General features: G+C 73.7%; 11 protein-coding genes. 10 read left to right on the top strand and 1 reads right to left on the bottom strand.

What is annotated here, in order from left to right; genetic code table 11:
- The first annotated feature begins 101 nt into the window (after positions 1–101).
- The 9 genes from ACL02O_RS00055 to ACL02O_RS00015 all read left to right on the top strand — a co-directional run bounded on the left by ACL02O_RS00055 (position 102) and on the right by ACL02O_RS00015 (position 15,022).
- Positions 102–1,889, top strand: coding sequence for an HSP90 family protein (locus ACL02O_RS00055; protein WP_412815837.1), 1,788 nt, complete (start codon positions 102–104; stop codon positions 1,887–1,889).
- 3 nt (positions 1,890–1,892) lie between these two features.
- On the top strand, positions 1,893–4,781 hold the full coding sequence (locus ACL02O_RS00050) for a hypothetical protein (RefSeq protein ID WP_412815836.1): 2,889 nt from the start codon (positions 1,893–1,895) through the stop codon (positions 4,779–4,781).
- Positions 4,782–5,134: 353 nt separating this feature from the next.
- Entirely contained in the window at positions 5,135–6,172 is a 1,038-nt protein-coding gene (locus ACL02O_RS00045; protein WP_412815835.1) for an FUSC family protein, read from the top strand.
- A gap of 127 nt (positions 6,173–6,299) precedes the next feature.
- Positions 6,300–6,914, top strand: a complete 615-nt coding sequence (locus ACL02O_RS00040) for a TetR/AcrR family transcriptional regulator (protein WP_412815834.1) — start codon at positions 6,300–6,302, stop codon at positions 6,912–6,914.
- Between the two features lie 99 nt (positions 6,915–7,013).
- Complete coding sequence (locus ACL02O_RS00035) at positions 7,014–8,351, top strand: acetyl-CoA carboxylase biotin carboxylase subunit (RefSeq protein WP_412815833.1); 1,338 nt, start codon at positions 7,014–7,016, stop codon at positions 8,349–8,351.
- A gap of 91 nt (positions 8,352–8,442) precedes the next feature.
- Positions 8,443–9,363 carry a hydroxymethylglutaryl-CoA lyase gene (locus ACL02O_RS00030; protein ID WP_412815832.1) on the top strand — a complete coding sequence of 307 codons (921 nt, stop codon included), beginning with the start codon at positions 8,443–8,445 and terminating at the stop codon, positions 9,361–9,363.
- 197 nt (positions 9,364–9,560) lie between these two features.
- Positions 9,561–11,093: an acyl-CoA carboxylase subunit beta gene (locus ACL02O_RS00025; RefSeq protein WP_412815831.1), complete on the top strand. Its 1,533-nt coding sequence runs from the start codon at positions 9,561–9,563 to the stop codon at positions 11,091–11,093.
- Between the two features lie 89 nt (positions 11,094–11,182).
- A complete protein-coding gene (locus tag ACL02O_RS00020; RefSeq protein WP_412815830.1) occupies positions 11,183–12,337 on the top strand; it encodes an acyl-CoA dehydrogenase family protein in 1,155 nt (384 codons plus the stop codon).
- A 123-nt stretch (positions 12,338–12,460) separates the two neighbouring features.
- On the top strand, positions 12,461–15,022 hold the full coding sequence (locus tag ACL02O_RS00015; protein WP_412815829.1) for an ATP-binding protein: 2,562 nt from the start codon (positions 12,461–12,463) through the stop codon (positions 15,020–15,022).
- 228 nt (positions 15,023–15,250) lie between these two features.
- On the opposite strand, the gene ACL02O_RS00010 is transcribed toward ACL02O_RS00015, so the two are convergent.
- Entirely contained in the window at positions 15,251–15,760 is a 510-nt protein-coding gene (locus ACL02O_RS00010; RefSeq protein ID WP_412815828.1) for a MarR family winged helix-turn-helix transcriptional regulator, read from the bottom strand.
- A gap of 100 nt (positions 15,761–15,860) precedes the next feature.
- Between ACL02O_RS00010 and ACL02O_RS00005 the strand changes: the two genes are divergently transcribed.
- The gene (locus ACL02O_RS00005; protein ID WP_412815827.1) at positions 15,861–16,442 is read left to right on the top strand and encodes a YceI family protein; all 582 of its coding nucleotides are present in this window, start codon (positions 15,861–15,863) and stop codon (positions 16,440–16,442) included.
- Positions 16,443–16,450 lie beyond the last annotated feature (8 nt).

The raw sequence follows: 16,450 nt of genomic DNA, 5'->3' as shown, positions 1-16,450 counted from the left end.
CCCTGCGGCCTGAACCGGGTGGAGGGTCAAGCGGGCCGGGGGGCGGACAGTGTGGGCGCCGGCCGGTACGGTGAGCGCCGGAAACCGAACGGGGAGCACGAGTGGACCGCACCTTCCAGGTCGACCTCCGTGGCGTGGTCGACCTGCTCAGTCACCATCTCTACGGCAGCCCCCGGGTCTACGTCCGGGAGCTGCTCCAGAACGCCGTGGACGCGATCACCGCGCGCCGGCTGACCGAGCCGGACGCCCCGGCCCGGGTCCGGATCGAGCCGCCGAAGCTGACCGGCGACGGCACGCTGCGCGTGCACGACACCGGCATCGGCCTCACCGAGGCCCAGGTGCACGAGCTGCTGGCTACCATCGGCCGTAGCTCCAAGCGGGACGAGCTGGGCTTCTCCCGGCACGAGTTCCTCGGCCAGTTCGGCATCGGCCTGCTCTCCTGCTTCCTGGTCGCCGACGAGATCCGGGTGGTCACCCGGCACGCCGACCAGCCCACCGTGCTCTGGACGGGCTGGTCCGACGGCCGCTACGCGGTGCGGGTCGCGGCGCCCGAGCAGGCCCGCGACGAACCCGGCACCACGGTGACCCTGGTGCCCCGACCCGACGCCGACCAGTGGTTCGGCGTGCCGACCGTGACCGAGCTGGCCCGCCTCTACGGCAGCCTGCTGCCGGTGGACGTCCGGGTCGGCGACACCCCGACCACCGCCGGCCCGCCGCCCTGGCCGACCACTCCGGGCGCGCCGGTCGACCGCGCCGCCCTCCAGCGGTACGCGCGGGACGTGCTCGGCTTCGTCCCGTTCGACGTGGTGCCGCTGTCGGTGCCCGAGGCGGGCCTAACCGGGGTGGCCTTCATCCTGCCCACCCCGGTCAACCCGGCCGCCCGGGCCGGGCACCGGGTCCACCTCAAGCGGATGCTGCTCACCGAGCACGCCGACGGGCTGCTGCCCGACTGGGCGTTCTTCGCCCACTGCGTGGTCGACGCCAGCGAGCTGCGCCCCACCGCCAGTCGCGAGGCGCTCTACGAGGACGCTTTGCTCGCCGCCACCCGGGACGCCCTCGGTGACCAGGTCCGCGGCTGGCTGGTCCGGCTGGCCAAGCACGACCCGCGCCGGCTCGCCGAGTTCCTCCAGGTGCACCACCTGGGGGTCAAGGCGCTCGCCCTGCACGACGACGAGATGCTCCGCCTGGTCGACCAGTGGTGGCCGATGGACACCAACGTCGGCACGCTAACCCTCGCCGAGTTCCGCCAGCGGCACGGCGTGCTCCGCTACGCCGCCAGCCTCGACGAGTTCCGCCAGCTCGCCGCCGTCGCGGCCGCCCAGGACCTGGCCGTGGTCAACGGCGGCTACACGTACGACACCGAGCTGATCGAGCGACTGCCCACGGTGGACCGGTCGGTGCTCATCGAGCGGCTGGAGCCGAGCGACCTCACCACCCGCTTCGACATCCTCGACCCGCAGACCGAGCTCGCTCTGCGGCCGTTCCTCGCCGGGGCGCAGCGGGCCCTGGAACGGCTCGGCTGCGAGGTGGTGGTCCGGTCGTACGACCCGGTTTCGCTGCCGGCGCTCTACCTGGTCTCCCGCTCGGCCGCGTTCCACGACCAGCTCGCCGCGAGTCGGGACAAGGCCGACGAACTGTGGGGCGGGGTGCTCGACGCGCTGGCCGCCTCCGCCCCGCCGGACCGGCCACAGCTGGTGCTCAACCACCGCAACCCGCTGGTCCGCCGGGTCATCACGCTGACCGACCCGGAGCTGGTCGGGCTGGCCGTCGAGGCGCTCTACGGGCAGGCCCTGCTGCTCGGGCACCATCCGATCCGGGCGGCGGACGCCGCCCTGCTGAACAGTTCCTTCCTCGGCCTGCTCGGCCGGGCCGTACCCGGACGGGAGTGAGCCGTGGCCGACGACGACCTCTGGCGGATGCTCTACGAGATCGACAACATGCCGTACGGCCCGGGGCAGATCGCCGCGCTGGAGCAGCTGCTGCGCCGGGCCGACGTGAGCGAGGACCGGCACCTCGCCTTCGCTGCCCGGATCACCGGCACCACCGCGTACGTGTACGGCGGCGAGCCGGCGAAGTCCTTTGTCACCTTCTCCTGGTGCCTCGCCGAGTACGACCGCGACCCGCAGCCCTACCACCAGCGCTACACGCACCAGCTGCTCTGGTTCTTCAAGTACATGGTCACCGCCATGCTGAAGTTCCCCGAGCTGCCGCTGGACCGGACGTACGCGGTGCTCGACGACATGGAGCGGCGTTACCGCGAGTCCGGGCACACCCTCCAGGCCGTGTACAAGCACCGCTACCTGGTCGCGGCGCACCTGGGCGCCGAGGTGGAGGCGGCGGAGTGGTACCGCCGCTGGATGACCACGCCCCGGGACGCCCTCTCCGACTGCGCCGGCTGCGATCCGACCACCCAGGTCGAGCACCTGGCCGGCACCGGGCGGCACGACGAGGCGGTGGCGCTGGCCGAGCCGGTCCTCGCCGGCCGGTTGAGCTGCACCGAGCAGCCGCAGGCGATCCTCACCGCGCTGCTCACGCCGTACCGGGAGACCGGCCGGGCGGACGCCGCACGGAACGCGCACCGGGAGGCGTACCGGCGGTTGCGTGGGCGCCTCGCCGACCTGTGGGAGATCTCCGACCACATCGAGTTCTGCACCGTGACCGGTAACGAGGCGCGCGCCCTGGAGCTGGTCGAACGGCACCTCGACTGGCTGGACCGGGCACCCACCCCGGCGGCCGCCATGCACTTCGCGGCCGCCGCCTCGGCGGCGCTGCGCCAGGTGCCGGCCGAGCTGGCCGTGCACCGGCGGGCGGCCGGCGACCGGGCGGCCGCCGACGTGCCGGCGGGGGTACTCGCCGACGAGCTGGCCGGCACGGCCACCGCGCTGGCCGAGCGGTTCGACGCCCGCAACGGCACCGCCCACCAGTCCGGGCTGATCGCCCGGCGCCTCGCGGCCGGCCCGGTCGGCGAGCACCTGCCGCTCTCCGCCAGCCTGCGGCGCCGGCCGGTGCCGGCCCAGCGCGGCGGCGCAGCGGTGCCGGGCGGCAGCGGCTCGACGCCCGCCCCGGACGGCGGGACGGCGTCCGCCACGCCGGCGCCGGTCACCGTGCCGGCCCAGGCCGGCGCCGACGAACTGCTGGCACTGGCCGACGAGTGCTGGCGGACCCATCGCCGGGACGGGCTGGTCGCCGTGCTGCGGGCGTTCGACGAGCGGTACGGCGACGCCGAGCTGCCGGCGGGCACCCGGGCCTGGCGGCTGGAGTTGCGGGCCGGCGAGCTGTCCGAGCAGGACGGCGACGAGGTGGGCGTGGCGATCGAGGCCAACCGGGCCGCGCTGGCCGCCTGGCGGAAGGTGCCGGACCCGCTCCGGGCGCAGGTGGTCGCCGGCCGGCTGGGCACGCTGCTCTGCACCACCGAGGAGGGTGCGGAGGAGGGGCTGGCCCTGGCCCGGGAGTCGGCCGAGCACCTCGCGGAGCACGGTGACCGGCGTGAACGGGCCGCCGCCTGGGACCGGTTGGCCGTGGCCCACGTGCACCGTGGGCAGTGGTCGGACGCGCTGGACGCGCTCGACCGGGCCACCGCCGGGGCCGACGTCGACCCGTGGCTGGCGGGCCGGGTGGCGCTGCACCGCACGCACGTGCTGGAGCAGTTGGAGCGGGCCGACGAGTTCCGGGAGGCGGCGGCGCATGCCCGCCGGCTCACCCGGGAGCTGGGCGACGGCGAGATGCTGACCGCCGCCTGCCTCGCGCACGCCCGCTCGGCGGACGACCCGGCCGAGGCCGTGACGGCCTGCGACGAGGCGCTGGCCGCCGCGCTGGCCGCCGCCCGGTTGCCGGTCCGCGTCACCCGGGGGCGGGCGCTGCTCGCCGCCGACCGGGCCGCCGAGGCGGTGGAGGACCTCGCCGAGGCGGTCACCCTCTGCGTCGAGCAGGGGCTGCCGGGAGACGCGCTGCTCCGCTGGGAGTTGGCGAACGCCTACCGGCTGGCCGGTCGGCTCGGCGAGGCCGCCGAAGTGGCCGAGGAGGCGGTGCTCGGGCTGGATCGGGCCGGCGCGCAGGCCGAGGCCGACCGGTGCCGGCACCTGCTGGCCGGCATCTACCAGGGGCTCGGCGAGATCGATCCGGCGCTGGCGCTGCTCGAGCAGCTCGCGGAGAACCTGGACGGCCCGGACAATCTTCCGCACCGGGCGCAGGTGCTGGAGGAGGCGGGCGGGATCCTCTACGACGCCGACCGGGACGCCGTGGCCGCGCAGAAGTTCGCGGCGGCGGCCGCCGCGTACCGGCTCGCCGGGCATCCGGTGGACGAGCTGCGGGCCCGGCGGCGGGAGCTGCTCGCCCTGCACTGGTCGGGTGACCTGCCGGCCGCGGCGGCCGCGATCGAGCGGGTCGACGAGGCCGCCGGTACGCTCGCCGGCCTGCCCGACGAGCCGCCCGTGGTGACGTACGAGCGGGCGATGGCCGCCGACGCGGTGGCCCGGGTGCTGACGGCCGAGGACCGGGTGACCGCCGCGCTGGACCGGGTGACCGGCCTGCCGGAGCGGCTCCGGTCGATCGAGGCGTTCGGTGAGGCGGCGCAGGTCGAGGTCTTCACCGGGGAGTTGCTGCTGCGGGACGGCCGGCCCGAGGAGGCCGAGCGGCTGCTGCGCCCGGTGCTGGGCGGGCTGCCCAGCGGCTCCCGCCCGGCCGCCCAGGCCGCCTGGCTGCTGGCCCGCGCCCTCGACGACCAGGGCCGCCCCGCCGAGGCGGCGAAGATCCGCGCCGAGCACGGCATCGAGGAGGACTGACCGGGGGCGCGACGGTCAGCCACACCGACCGTCGCGCCCGCGCCGGCCGGGACTGTCCCGGGAAGGTGCCCGGTATGGCGCGACCGGCGTCTCCCGCGCCCCGGATGCGCCGGGTTGCTCGGGCCGGCCGGCAGTGTCGCGGTCGAGAACCCCGCCGAGGCCGGCGACCCGGTACGCCCGATCGGCGGTCTGGTGGCCGCGTCGGTGCCTACCGTGTTAACCGTGATTAAGGGGATGTGGCCGGTTGCGGTGAGCTGCGGACGGTTGGAGTGAGGGACGCGGCGGCCGTCTCCTGGGACCGGGTGCGAAGCGGGTTGCGGCAGCGGTGGCAGAGGCTCGGTGCCCTTTCGATCGTGGTGGCTCAGACCTCGGTCGCCACCATCGTGTCCTGGGGAGTGGCCCACAACCTGGTCGGCAATCCAGCTCCGGTGTTCGCGCCGATCTCGGCGGTGATCACACTCGGGATATCCACCGGACAGCGGTTCCGTCGGGCGGTGGAGCTCGTCCTGGGAGTTGCGCTCGGCGTGGCCGTCGGTGACGGGCTGATCTTCCTGATCGGCACCGGCGGCTGGCAGCTCGGCTTGGCCGTCGCGCTGGCGATGTCGGCGGCGATCTTCGCGGGCGGGACCGCGGCGGTGGTGGCGCAGTCGACGGTCTCCGCGGTACTGATCGCGACGCTGTCACCGCCGAGCCAGGGCATCTTCTTCGTCCGGGTGATCGATGCGCTGATCGGCGGCGGTGTCGCCCTGGCGGTGATGGCGTTGCTGTTGCCGGTCAATCCGCTCACCGTGATGTCCCGGGTCGCGAGACCGGCGCTGGACGTGCTCATCGACGGGCTTCGGGGCGTGGCCCGTGGCCTGTCGGAACGGAACGTCGACCGGGCGCACGACGCGCTGGTCCTGGTGCGGGAGGGTGAGGCGAAGGTCGACGCCCTGCACGCCGCGCTGCCCGAGGGGCGGGAGGCGGCCACGCTGGCGCCCTTGCGGTGGCATGCGCGTGACGCTTTGAGCCGGTACGTCGAGTCGGCCGAGTACATCGAGCGGTCGGCCCGTAACACCCGGGTCCTGGCCCGGCGCAGTGTGACACTGCTGCGCGACGACGAGCCACGACCGCGCGAGTTGGTGGAGTCGGTCGCGGCGCTGGCCGAGGCGGCCGCCGTGGTGCGGCGGGACCTGCAACGTGGGCACACGCCCCGGGACGCGGTCGCCCTGGTGTGCCGGTCGGTGGCCAAGGCGAGCGAGGCGCACCAGCAGGGTCTTGGGTTCTCGGGTCAGGTCGTGGTCGCCCAGATCAGGGCGATCGCCACCGACCTGCTCGGTACGACCGGCCTCGCCCACGACGAGGCGGATCGGGAGGTGCGCCGGGCGGGTGGTCAACCCGGCGTCGCCTAGCTGGAGGGAAGCCACCAATCAGCGATGATTCCCGGGCCGACCACGGCCTGGACGCCGGCTGGCGGCTGAACCGACCGATGGGTAACCGAGCCTTCGCCGCGGCGGAGGCTCGGTCTAGGCTGGCCCGGTGGCGGTGGAACAGCAGGCGCGGGGCGCGACGGGTACGGGCCGACGCCGGTCCCGGCGGGACGAGATCCTGGAGATCGCGGTCGGGCTCTTCGCCGCCCGCGGCTACCACGGCGTGTCGATGGACGACATCGGTGCCGCCGCCGGGGTCACCGGCCCGGCGCTCTACCACCATTTCGCCGGCAAGGAGGCGATGCTGGTCGCCGCGCTGATCCCGGTCAGCGAGGGGCTGCTCGCGGGCGGCCGGGAACGGGCCGCCAACCATCCGGACGACCCGCGCGGCACGTTGGAGTCGCTGATCGACTTCCACGTCGACTTCGCGCTGGCCAACCCGGCGGTGATCGCCCTGCACCTGCACGAGCTGGACCGCCTCCCCGACGAGCCGCGCCGCCGCATCCGCCGGCTCCAACGGCTCTACGTCGAGGAGTGGGTGGCCGTGCTGACCGCGCTGCACCCGGGCCTGCCGGACGGTGAGGCGCGGGTGCTCGCCCACGCGGCCTTCGGCCTGATGAACTCCACACCGTTCCTCGGTGGCGAGGTGGACCGCCGGCGCCGGGCCGAGCTGCTGCGCGGCGCGACGCTCGCTGCCCTGCTGGCCCCGACCGATCCCGCCTGACCTGGGCCGGTGCACCGCCACCGTCGGGGCGACTCGTAGTTGACCGGCGGGGCATGGTTACCTGACAGCCGTCCCCACCCATGGACGCTGGAGGAAAACATGATCGAGTCGCTGCTGATCGCCAACCGGGGCGAGATCGCGCGCCGGGTCATCCGTACCGCGAAGAGGCTCGGGATCCGGGCGATCGCGGTGCACTCGGAGGCCGACGCCGGCCTGCCGTTCGTGACCGAGGCCGATGAGGCGGTGTGCGTCGGGCCGGCCAACCCGGCGCAGAGCTACCGGAACGTGGAGGCGATCCTCGCCGCGGCGAAGAAGACCGGGGCCCAGGCGATCCACCCCGGCTACGGCTTCCTGTCGGAGAACGCCGACTTCGCCCGTACCGTCGAGGCCAGCGGCCTGATCTGGGTCGGGCCCGGCGCGGACGCGATCACCGCGATGGGCGACAAGATCAACGCCCGGAACCTGATGGCGGCGGCCGGGGTGCCGGTCGCGCCCGGCACCACGGATCCGGCGGCCGACCTGGACGCGGCGGTCGCCGCCGCCGCCGGGATCGGCTACCCGGTGATGGTCAAGGCCGCGGCCGGTGGTGGCGGCATGGGCATGGGTGTGGCGGCCGACGAGGCCGCGCTGCGCACCGAGTACGACAAGGTCCGCTCGTTCGCCGAGCGGATGTTCGGCGACGGCTCGGTGCTCATCGAGCGGTACTTCCCCCGGGTGCGCCACGTCGAGGTGCAGATCCTCGGGCTGGCCGACGGCCGGGTGGTGGCCCTCGGCGAGCGCGAGTGCTCGGTGCAGCGGCGCAACCAGAAGCTGGTCGAGGAGTCGCCGTCCCCGGCGGTCTCCCCGGAGCTGCGCGAGCGTTTCCTCGCCGCGGCGGTGCGGGCCGGCGAGGCGGTCAACTACCGCAACGCGGGCACCGTCGAGTGTCTCCTCGATCCGGCCACGCAGGAGTTCTTCTTCCTGGAGATGAACACCCGGCTCCAGGTCGAGCACCCGGTCACCGAGCACGTCTACGGCGTCGACCTGGTCGAGGAGCAGCTGCGGGTGGCCGCCGGCCTGGCCCCGACCTTCGACCCGGACGCGCTCACCCCGCACGGGCACGCCATCGAGCTGCGGATCAACGCCGAGGACCCGAAGCGTTTCCTCCCCGGTCCGGGTGCGATCACCACCTGGAACGAGCCGGCCGGTGCCGGTGTCCGGGTCGACTCCGGCTACGTCGCCGGCAACACGGTCACGCCGTTCTACGACAGCCTGATGGCCAAGCTGATCGTCAGCGGGGCCACCCGCGAGGAGGCGGTGGAGCGGGCGCGGGCCGCGGTGGCCCAGTTCGAGATCGCCGGCCCGAAGAACAACCTCCCGTTCTTCGCCGAGCTGCTGGAGAACCCGGAGTTCCTCTCCGGCGACTACGACACGGGCATCGTCTCCCGGATGCGCTGACCCGGGCCGCCGGGCCGGGTGCGCCGTGGCCCGGCGGGGTGGCAGGGTGGAAGGACCCATCACGTAACACCGTCACAGTGAGGTGACCCCTATGGCGGAACTGCCGGACTTCGTCTCCATCCGGGAGGTCGGGCCCCGGGACGGACTCCAGAACGAGGAGCCGATCCCCACCGACGCCAAGGTGCGGCTGCTCGACGCGCTCTCCGGCACCGGCGTCCAGCGGATCGAGGCGGTGTCCTTCGTGCATCCGAAGGCGATCCCGCAGATGGCCGACGCCGACGAGGTGTGGCAGCGGGCCACGAAGGCGGCCGGGGTGCGCTACTCGGCGCTGGTGCCGAACAGCCGGGGCGCGCAGCGGGCCCTCGCCGCCGGCTTCACCGAGATCGAGGTGGTGGTGTCGGCCAGCGACACGCACAACCGGCGCAACGTCAACCGCTCGACCGAGGAGTCGCTGGACGACATCGCCGAGCTGATCGACCTGCTGCACGGTGCCGGCGCCCGGGCCGAGGTGATCGTGGCGACCAGCTTCGGCTGCCCGTACGAGGGGGACGTCGACCCGCAGCGGGTGGCCGGCATCGTCGACCGGGTGGTCCGTGACGGTGCCGACCGGGTGGCCTTCGGCGACACCACCGGCATGGGTACGCCCCGCCGGGTCCGCGAGCTGGTCACCGCGGTCCGGGACCGGAACGCCCACGTCCCGGTGCTGCTGCACTTCCACAACACCCGGGGTACCGCCCTGGCCAACATGCTGACCGCCATGGAGCTGGGGATCACCGAGTTCGACGCCAGCGTCGGCGGCCTCGGCGGCTGCCCGTACGCCCCGGGCGCGAGCGGCAACCTGGCCACCGAGGAGGCGGTGCACATGCTGCACGACATGGGCATCGACACCGGAATCGACCTGGATGCGTTGATCGAGGCGGCCGAGCTGGCCGAGGAGCTGGTCGGCAAGAAGCTCCCGTCCGGCGTGCTCCGCGCCGGCCCCCGTACCCGCCTCACTCCGTTGCCGTCCTGAGGCCGGGCCGGGTGACCTACCCGGTTTCGCGCGAAATGGCGGTGTCCGGCGCCTCGGGCACCGCCGTTTTCCGCGTCCGGAGCCGATCGGGTGGCGGCCGGGCGGTGGGCTCGCCGGAGCGGGCGCGGATGCGCTACCCTAACGATCGTTCAGGTCGGTCGGCGCGCTCACGAGGCGCGGGTGGCGAGGGAGTCGGCGTGACGCTCGACGGTGAGGCACTGGAGCAGCTGGGCAAGCGCGCCAGGGCCGGCGGTGCGGACAAGTACCACGCGGCGAACGCCGCCAAGGGCAAGCTGTTCGCCCGCGAGCGGGTCGCGCTCCTGGTCGACGAGGGCTCCTTCGTCGAGGACGGCCTCTACGCCAACGCGATGGCCGAAGGGCTGCCCGCCGACGGCGTGGTCACCGGCACCGCCACCATCGACGGCCGACAGGTCTGCCTGATGGCGAACGACTCCACCGTCAAGGCCGGCAGTTGGGGCGCGCGTACCGTCGAGAAGATCATCAGGATCATCGAGCGGGCGTACGCGACCGGCGTGCCGATGGTCTACCTGGTCGACTCGGCCGGCGCCCGGATCACCGACCAGGTCGAGCTCTTTCCCGGCCGGCGCGGCGCCGGCAAGATCTTCTGGAACCAGGTCCGCGCCTCCGGCTCGATCCCGCAGGTCTGCGCCCTCTTCGGGCCGAGCGCCGCGGGCGGGGCGTACATCCCGGCGTTCTGCGACGTAGTCGCGATGGTGGACGGCAACGCCAGCATGTACCTCGGCTCCGACCGGATGGTCGAGATGGTCACCGGCGAGAAGACCACCCTGGAAGCGATGGGCGGGGCCAAGGTGCACTGCGCCGAGTCCGGCGTGGGCCACTTCCTCTGCAAAACCGAGGCCGACGCGCTCGACGTGGTCCGGCGATACCTGTCGTACCTGCCGGCCAACTGGACGCAGGTGCCGCCGACCGCCGAGGCTGTGGCCGCGCCGGAGAAGGCCGACCTGGCCGCGCTGGTCCCGGCCAGCGAGCGGCAGGCCTTCGACATGCGCCGGTACGTCAAGGGCCTGCTCGACGAGGGCAGCTTCTTCGAGATCCAGGCGCTCTGGGCCAAGGAGCTGACCATCGGCTTCGGCCGGCTGAACGGCGAGGTCGTCGGCGTGGTCGGCAACAACTCGATGTTCAAGGGCGGCGTGCTCTTCGTCGACTCGGCCGACAAGGCGACCCGCTTCGTGCAGCTCTGCGACGCGTTCAACGTGCCGCTGCTGTTCCTGAGCGACGTGCCCGGGTTCATGGTCGGCAGCGCGGTGGAGAAGCAGGGCATCATCCGGCACGGCGCCAAGATGATCACCGCGATCTCCGAGGCGACCGTACCCAAGATCTGCGTTGTGGTCCGCAAGGCGTACGGCGCCGGCCTCTACGCGATGGCCGGCCCCGGTTTCGAGCCGGACGCGACGATCGCCCTGCCGACCGCGAAGATCGCGGTGATGGGCGCGGAGGCCGCGGTCAACGCCGTCTACGCCAACAAGATCGCCGCGATCTCCGACGAGACCGAGCGGGCCGCCTTCGTCGCCGCGAAGCGCGAGGAGTACGAGCGGGACATCGACATCGTCCGGCTCGCCAGCGAACTGGTGGTCGACGCGATCGTCGAACCGCACGAGCTCCGGGCCGAACTGGTCCGCCGGTTCGCCGCCGCCCGGGGCAAGGAGCGGCACTTCTCCAAGCGCCGGCACGGCGTCACCCCGGTCTGAGCATCCCGCAGCACCACCCCGTCCCGGCGCCACGAGCGCCCGGCGGCCCACTCACCGACGAGGCTCAGGGCTTCCCACAGGAGGAGCAGATGGACTTCCGGCTCAGCGAGGAACAAGAGGCGCTGCGGTCCAGCGTGCGGGACTTCGCCCGCGAGGTGGTCGCCCCGACCATCGCCGAGCACTACGAGCAGCACACCTTCCCGTACGAGATCATCCGCCAGATGGGGAAGATGGGCCTGTTCGGCCTGCCCTTCCCGGAGGAGCACGGCGGCATGGGCGGCGACTACTTCGCGCTCTGCCTGGCCCTGGAGGAGTTGGCCCGGGTCGACTCCAGCGTGGCGATCACCCTGGAGGCGGCGGTCTCCCTCGGTGCGATGCCGATCCACCGGTTCGGCACCGACCAGCAGAAGGCGCAGTGGCTGCCGAAGCTGCTCAGCGGCGAGGCCCTCGCGGGCTTCGGGCTGACCGAGCCGGGCTTCGGCTCGGACGCGGGCGGTACCCAGACCCGGGCGGTGCTCGACGAGAAGACGAACGAGTGGGTGATCAACGGCTCGAAGGCGTTCATCACCAACTCGGGCACCGACATCACCGTGCTGGTCACGGTCACCGCGGTCACCGGGACGAAGCCGGACGGCAGCAAGGAGCTGTCCACCATCATCGTCCCGTCCGGCACGCCCGGCTTCACCGTCGCGCCCGGCTACTCCAAGGTCGGCTGGACCGCCTCGGACACCCACGAGCTGACCTTCGACGACTGCCGGGTGCCGGCGGAGAACCTGCTCGGCGAGCGCGGCCGGGGCTTTGCCCAGTTTCTGCGCATTCTCGACGAGGGGCGGATCGCCATCGCCGCGCTCGCCGTCGGTCTCGCCCAGGGCTGCGTCGACGAGTCGATCAAGTACGCCAAGGAGCGCCAGGCCTTCGGCCAGCCGATCGGCAACTACCAGGCGATCCAGTTCAAGATCGCCGACATGGAGCTGAAGGCGCACACCGCTCGCCTGGCGTACTACGACGCCGCCGCCCGGATGCTGGCTGGCGAACCGTTCAAGCGGCAGGCCGCGATTGCCAAGCTGCACGCCAGCACCATCGCGGTGGACAACGCCCGCGAGGCCACCCAGATCCACGGCGGCTACGGCTTCATGAACGAGTACCCGGTGGCCCGGTTCTGGCGGGACTCCAAGATCCTGGAGATCGGCGAGGGCACCAGCGAGGTGCAGCGCATGGTCATCGCCCGCGACCTGGGCATGTGACCCGGCCCCGTCCGGGCCGGTCGGCCCGGACGGGCCACCCGGCTGTCGGATATCCGCCGTGGACGGTCGGCTGCCCGACGATCCGCTGTGGCACGTCGGAGCCGATCCGTACTCTTCGTGCCCATGACTCCGGATCATGACCGTTCGCGGAGCCCGGGTGGCCGTACCCCGCTGCCCGATCTGCTGCGCGGGCACCGGCTCGCCGCCGGCCTCACCCAGGCCGAGCTGGCGGCGCGGGCGGGCGTCGGGGTGCGGACCGTCCGCGATCTGGAGCGGGGCCGGGCCGCGCGGCCCCAGCGCACCACCGTCGACCTGCTCGCCGACGCCCTCGGCCTGAGCGGCGACGGCCGGCAGGCGTTCCTCGCCGCCGCCCGGCCGGCCGCGGCCACCGCGCCGCCCCCGACCGGGCCGCCCCCGACCGCCGGTGCCGCCGCCCGATCCGGTACGTCGATCGCGCTGCCCCAACCGGGGCCGCTGCTCGGCCGGGACCGGGACGTCACCGAGGTGGCCGCCCTGCTCGGCGCCGAACACCCGGTGGTAAGCCTGGTGGGGCTGGCCGGCGTCGGCAAGACCGCGCTCGCCCTCACCGTCGCGTACGCGGTGGCCGGCGACCACCCGGCCGGCGTGGCCGGGGTACTGATCGGCGAGGGCTCCGACGCCACCGACGTGCTCGCCGCCTCGGTCGCGGTCCTCGGGGTGAACCGGCTGGCCGACCTCGCCTGTCATCTCGCCGACCGGCCGGCCCTGCTGATGGTCGACGCGGTGGAACGGGCGCCCGAGCCGGTGGCCGAGGCGCTCGCGACGCTGGTCGCCGCCGCGCCGACCCTGCGGGTGCTGGTCACCGGTCGCCGCCCGGTCGGTCTGCCCGGCGAACTGGTCCGCCCGGTCGCGCCGCTCGATGTGCCGCCGGTCGGGGTCACCCCGGCCGGGCCGGCGGAGCTGACCCGCTGGCCGGCCACGGCGCTGTTCGCCGCGCGACTCGCCAAGGTGCGGCCCGAGCCGCCCACCCCGGCCGAGCTGCCGGCGCTCGCCGCCCTGGTCCGTCGCCTCGGCGGCCTGCCGCTGGCCATCGAGCTGATGGCGGCCCGGGGCCGGATCCTCGACGTCACCGAGCTGCTCGACCGGTACGGCGACCGGGTCCTCGACCTCGCCACCGGCCGCCGCCCCGGCTGGCGGCCGGCCGACCGGCCCGCGGCCTCGGTGACCCTGCGCGAGGCGGTGGCGACCAGCTACCGGCTGCTCGCGTCTGAGGACCAGGCGGCGCTGCGCCGGCTCTCCGCCTTCCGCAACCGCTGGTCGGTGGAGCTGGCCGAGGAGCTGCTCGCCGACGACGGCGACCGGCAGGACGCCGTTCCGCTGCTCGACCGGCTCCGGGAACTCGGCCTCCTGAGTGTCCGGGGCACCGGCCCGTTCCGGTTCCGCCTCCTCGACGCGGTCCGGGACTTCGCCGCCGAGCAGGCCGGCGGTGAGGGAGAACTGGCCCGGATCCGGCGCCGGCACGCCCTCGTCGTGGCCGGGCTGGTGCGGCGGACCGCCCCGAACCTGGTCGGCGCGGACGTACCCGGCGCCGTGCGGGTGCTGGACGAGATGACCAGCGACATCATCGCCGCGCTCGGGCACGCCGCCGAGGACGACCCGGGGACCGCGCTGCGGCTGGCGGCGGCGCTGCCCCGCTGGTGGCGGTTGCGCGGGCGGGACGCCTCCGGGCGGCGGTGGCTGCGGCGGCTGCTGGCCGATCCGCGTACCGCGGACGCCGATCCGGCGCTGCGGGCCTGGGCGATGCTCGGGGCGGCCCGGCTGGCCGTCGAGCACGGTGCCGGTCCGGAGGAGTTGTCGGGGGCGCGTGCCGCGCTGGCCGTCTTCCATGCCGCCGGGGAGGTGACCGGCGAGCTGTCGGCCCGCTCGGTGCTCTGTGCGCTGCTGCCCGCCGTCGGGGCCCACGACGAGGCCCGGGATCAGGCGCAGGCGCTGCTGGAGGCGGCCAGGCGGCACGGCCGGGTACGCGAGACGGCGGTCGCCCAGACGCACCTGACCTGGCACGACGTACGGGTGGGTGATCTGACGGGGGCGCGCCGCCGGCTGGCCACCGTGGACCGCCTGGCCGCGGAGTGCGGGGATCAGCGGCTCCGGTTGCAGGCCCGGGCCAGCCTCGCCGAGGTCATCCGCTTGGAGGGCCGGTACGTCGACGCCGTCGAGCAGGGGCGGCGGGTGGCGGCGGCGCTGGCCGAGTCGGGCGATCCGGGGCAGCGTCGCCGGGCGCTCGGCACGGTCGGACTGGCCCTGGCCGAGCAGGGGCGCCCGGCGGAGGCGTTGAGCGTGGTGGCCGAGCTGCGGCCCGTCCTGCCGGTATTGGGGCAGCGGTCACCGACCGCGGTGGGTCCGACCGGAACGGTCCGGGCCCGCCGGCCGGAGGACGCGGTCTGTGCGCTGATCGAGGGGCACCTCGCACTGCGTCGGGGCGACCGGGAACTGGCGGCCGAGTGGTTCGAGGCGGCTGCCGCGGCGGCGGTCGACGGCCGGGACCGGCGCGACCTGATCGAGGCGCTGGTGGGGCTCGCCGCGAGCACGGCCGACGTGACGGTGCTGGACCGGCTGGACCGGGCGCGCCGGTCGAGCGGCATCAGCCTGCTGCCTCGTGAGGAGGAGCTGCTCTACGCCCTGGTGGCCGGGCGCGGGCGGCGCTGACCGACCGCTGCGCGCCCGACGAGGGAGCGGGGGTGGCGCGAGCGAAGAAGCCCCCTGGTGTTGCCCCTCGCTCATCGCTCGCGCCGGCACCCCCCGGTGCGCCCCCGCTCGTCGGAAGCCTATCCAGGGTGCCGAGGTGACTTGGGCGTTTCTGCAGTCTTATGCGCGGGTACTCGGCGCGTTCTGCCGGTGTTTCTGCCGGTGAGCCGGCCGGTATTCCCGGCCGGCTCAGCAGCCGGCGGCGGACGGCAGCTGGGTCGGGCTCAGGTCGGTGCTCCCGGCGGTCGCGCCCGGGTGGACCGCATCGCGGACCTGGCGCAGGCCGTCGAGGAGAGCGGCCAGGGCGGCGGGGTCGAGCTGGCCGGTGAACCACTGCTCGATGATCTGCAGGTGCCCCGGCAGGGTCTCGTCCAGCCGGGCGAGGCCGGCGGCGGTGACCACCGCGTACGAACTGCGCCGGTCGGAGGGGCAGGCCCGGCGGCAGAGCAGGCCGTCGCGTTCCATCCGGTCGACCACCCGGGTCACCCCGCTGGTGGAGAGGGAGGTCTGCGCCGCGAGATCGGTCATGCGCAGCTGATGGCCGGGTGAGCGGGAGAGCCGCATCAGCACCTCGAACTCGACCGGGGAGAGGCCGTGCTCCTCGAACTGGGCGGCGAACCGGGCCGACAGCCCGGCGCTCGCCTCGAAGAGGAGGCCGATGGCGGTGATCCGGGGATCGTCGAACACGTTGTGGTCCACGGCTCCATCCTAGCAGTCCTTGACAGAGGGAATATTGCTGTGCCTATAGTTGCTCAGTCAGTCGTTGGGCTACTAAACAATCTCCGTGGAGGACAGCACCATGACCAGCAGCACCGAAGCCGTTACCCGCGAGTGGGAAGGCCTCACCATCCCGACCGCCGGTACGTACCTGCTGGACGCGGCTCACAAGCGCGTCGGGTTCGTCGCCCGGCACATGATGGTCAGCAAGGTGCGCGGTGAGTTCGCCGAGGCGGCGGCCACGATCACGGTGGCGGAGGACCCGATGCAGTCCGCCGTGACGGCCACCATCCAGGCGGCCAGCATCAGCACCGCGCAGGCCGACCGTGACGCGCACCTGCGCAGCCCGGAGTTCCTCGGCGTCGAGCAGTTCCCGACCCTGGAGTTCCGCAGCACCGGTGTGAAGTCCCACGACGGTAACGAGTTCGTCCTCTCCGGCGAGCTGACCATCAAGGGCGTCACCCGCCCGGTCGAACTCGAGGTCGAGTTCGAGGGTGTCGGCCGCAGCCCGTTCGGTCAGGACATCTTCGGCTTCTCCGCGAGCACCGAGATCGACCGCGAGGACTTCGGCCTCACCTGGAACGTCGCGCTGGAGACCGGCGGCGTCCTGGTGGGCAAGAAGATCAAGATCGAGATCGAGGGCGAGGCTGTCCGCCAGGCCTGATCTCCCGT

Origin of the sequence: Micromonospora mangrovicola (genome assembly GCF_047200535.1) — a bacterium.
Taxonomy (GTDB): domain Bacteria; phylum Actinomycetota; class Actinomycetes; order Mycobacteriales; family Micromonosporaceae; genus Micromonospora.
The sequence above is the reverse complement of the archived record's forward strand: the minus strand, read 5'-3'. Positions and strand labels throughout refer to the sequence as shown.

What these genes read in the sequence shown, in the direction of transcription:
- ACL02O_RS00035 (WP_412815833.1), top strand. Translation starts at nt 7,014, where the DNA reads ATGATCGAGTCGCTGCTGATCGCCAACCGGGGCGAGATCGCGCGCCGG.
- ACL02O_RS00030 (WP_412815832.1), top strand. Translation starts at nt 8,443, where the DNA reads ATGGCGGAACTGCCGGACTTCGTCTCCATCCGGGAGGTCGGGCCCCGG.
- ACL02O_RS00020 (WP_412815830.1), top strand. Translation starts at nt 11,183, where the DNA reads ATGGACTTCCGGCTCAGCGAGGAACAAGAGGCGCTGCGGTCCAGCGTG.
- ACL02O_RS00015 (WP_412815829.1), top strand. Translation starts at nt 12,461, where the DNA reads ATGACTCCGGATCATGACCGTTCGCGGAGCCCGGGTGGCCGTACCCCG.
- ACL02O_RS00005 (WP_412815827.1), top strand. Translation starts at nt 15,861, where the DNA reads ATGACCAGCAGCACCGAAGCCGTTACCCGCGAGTGGGAAGGCCTCACC.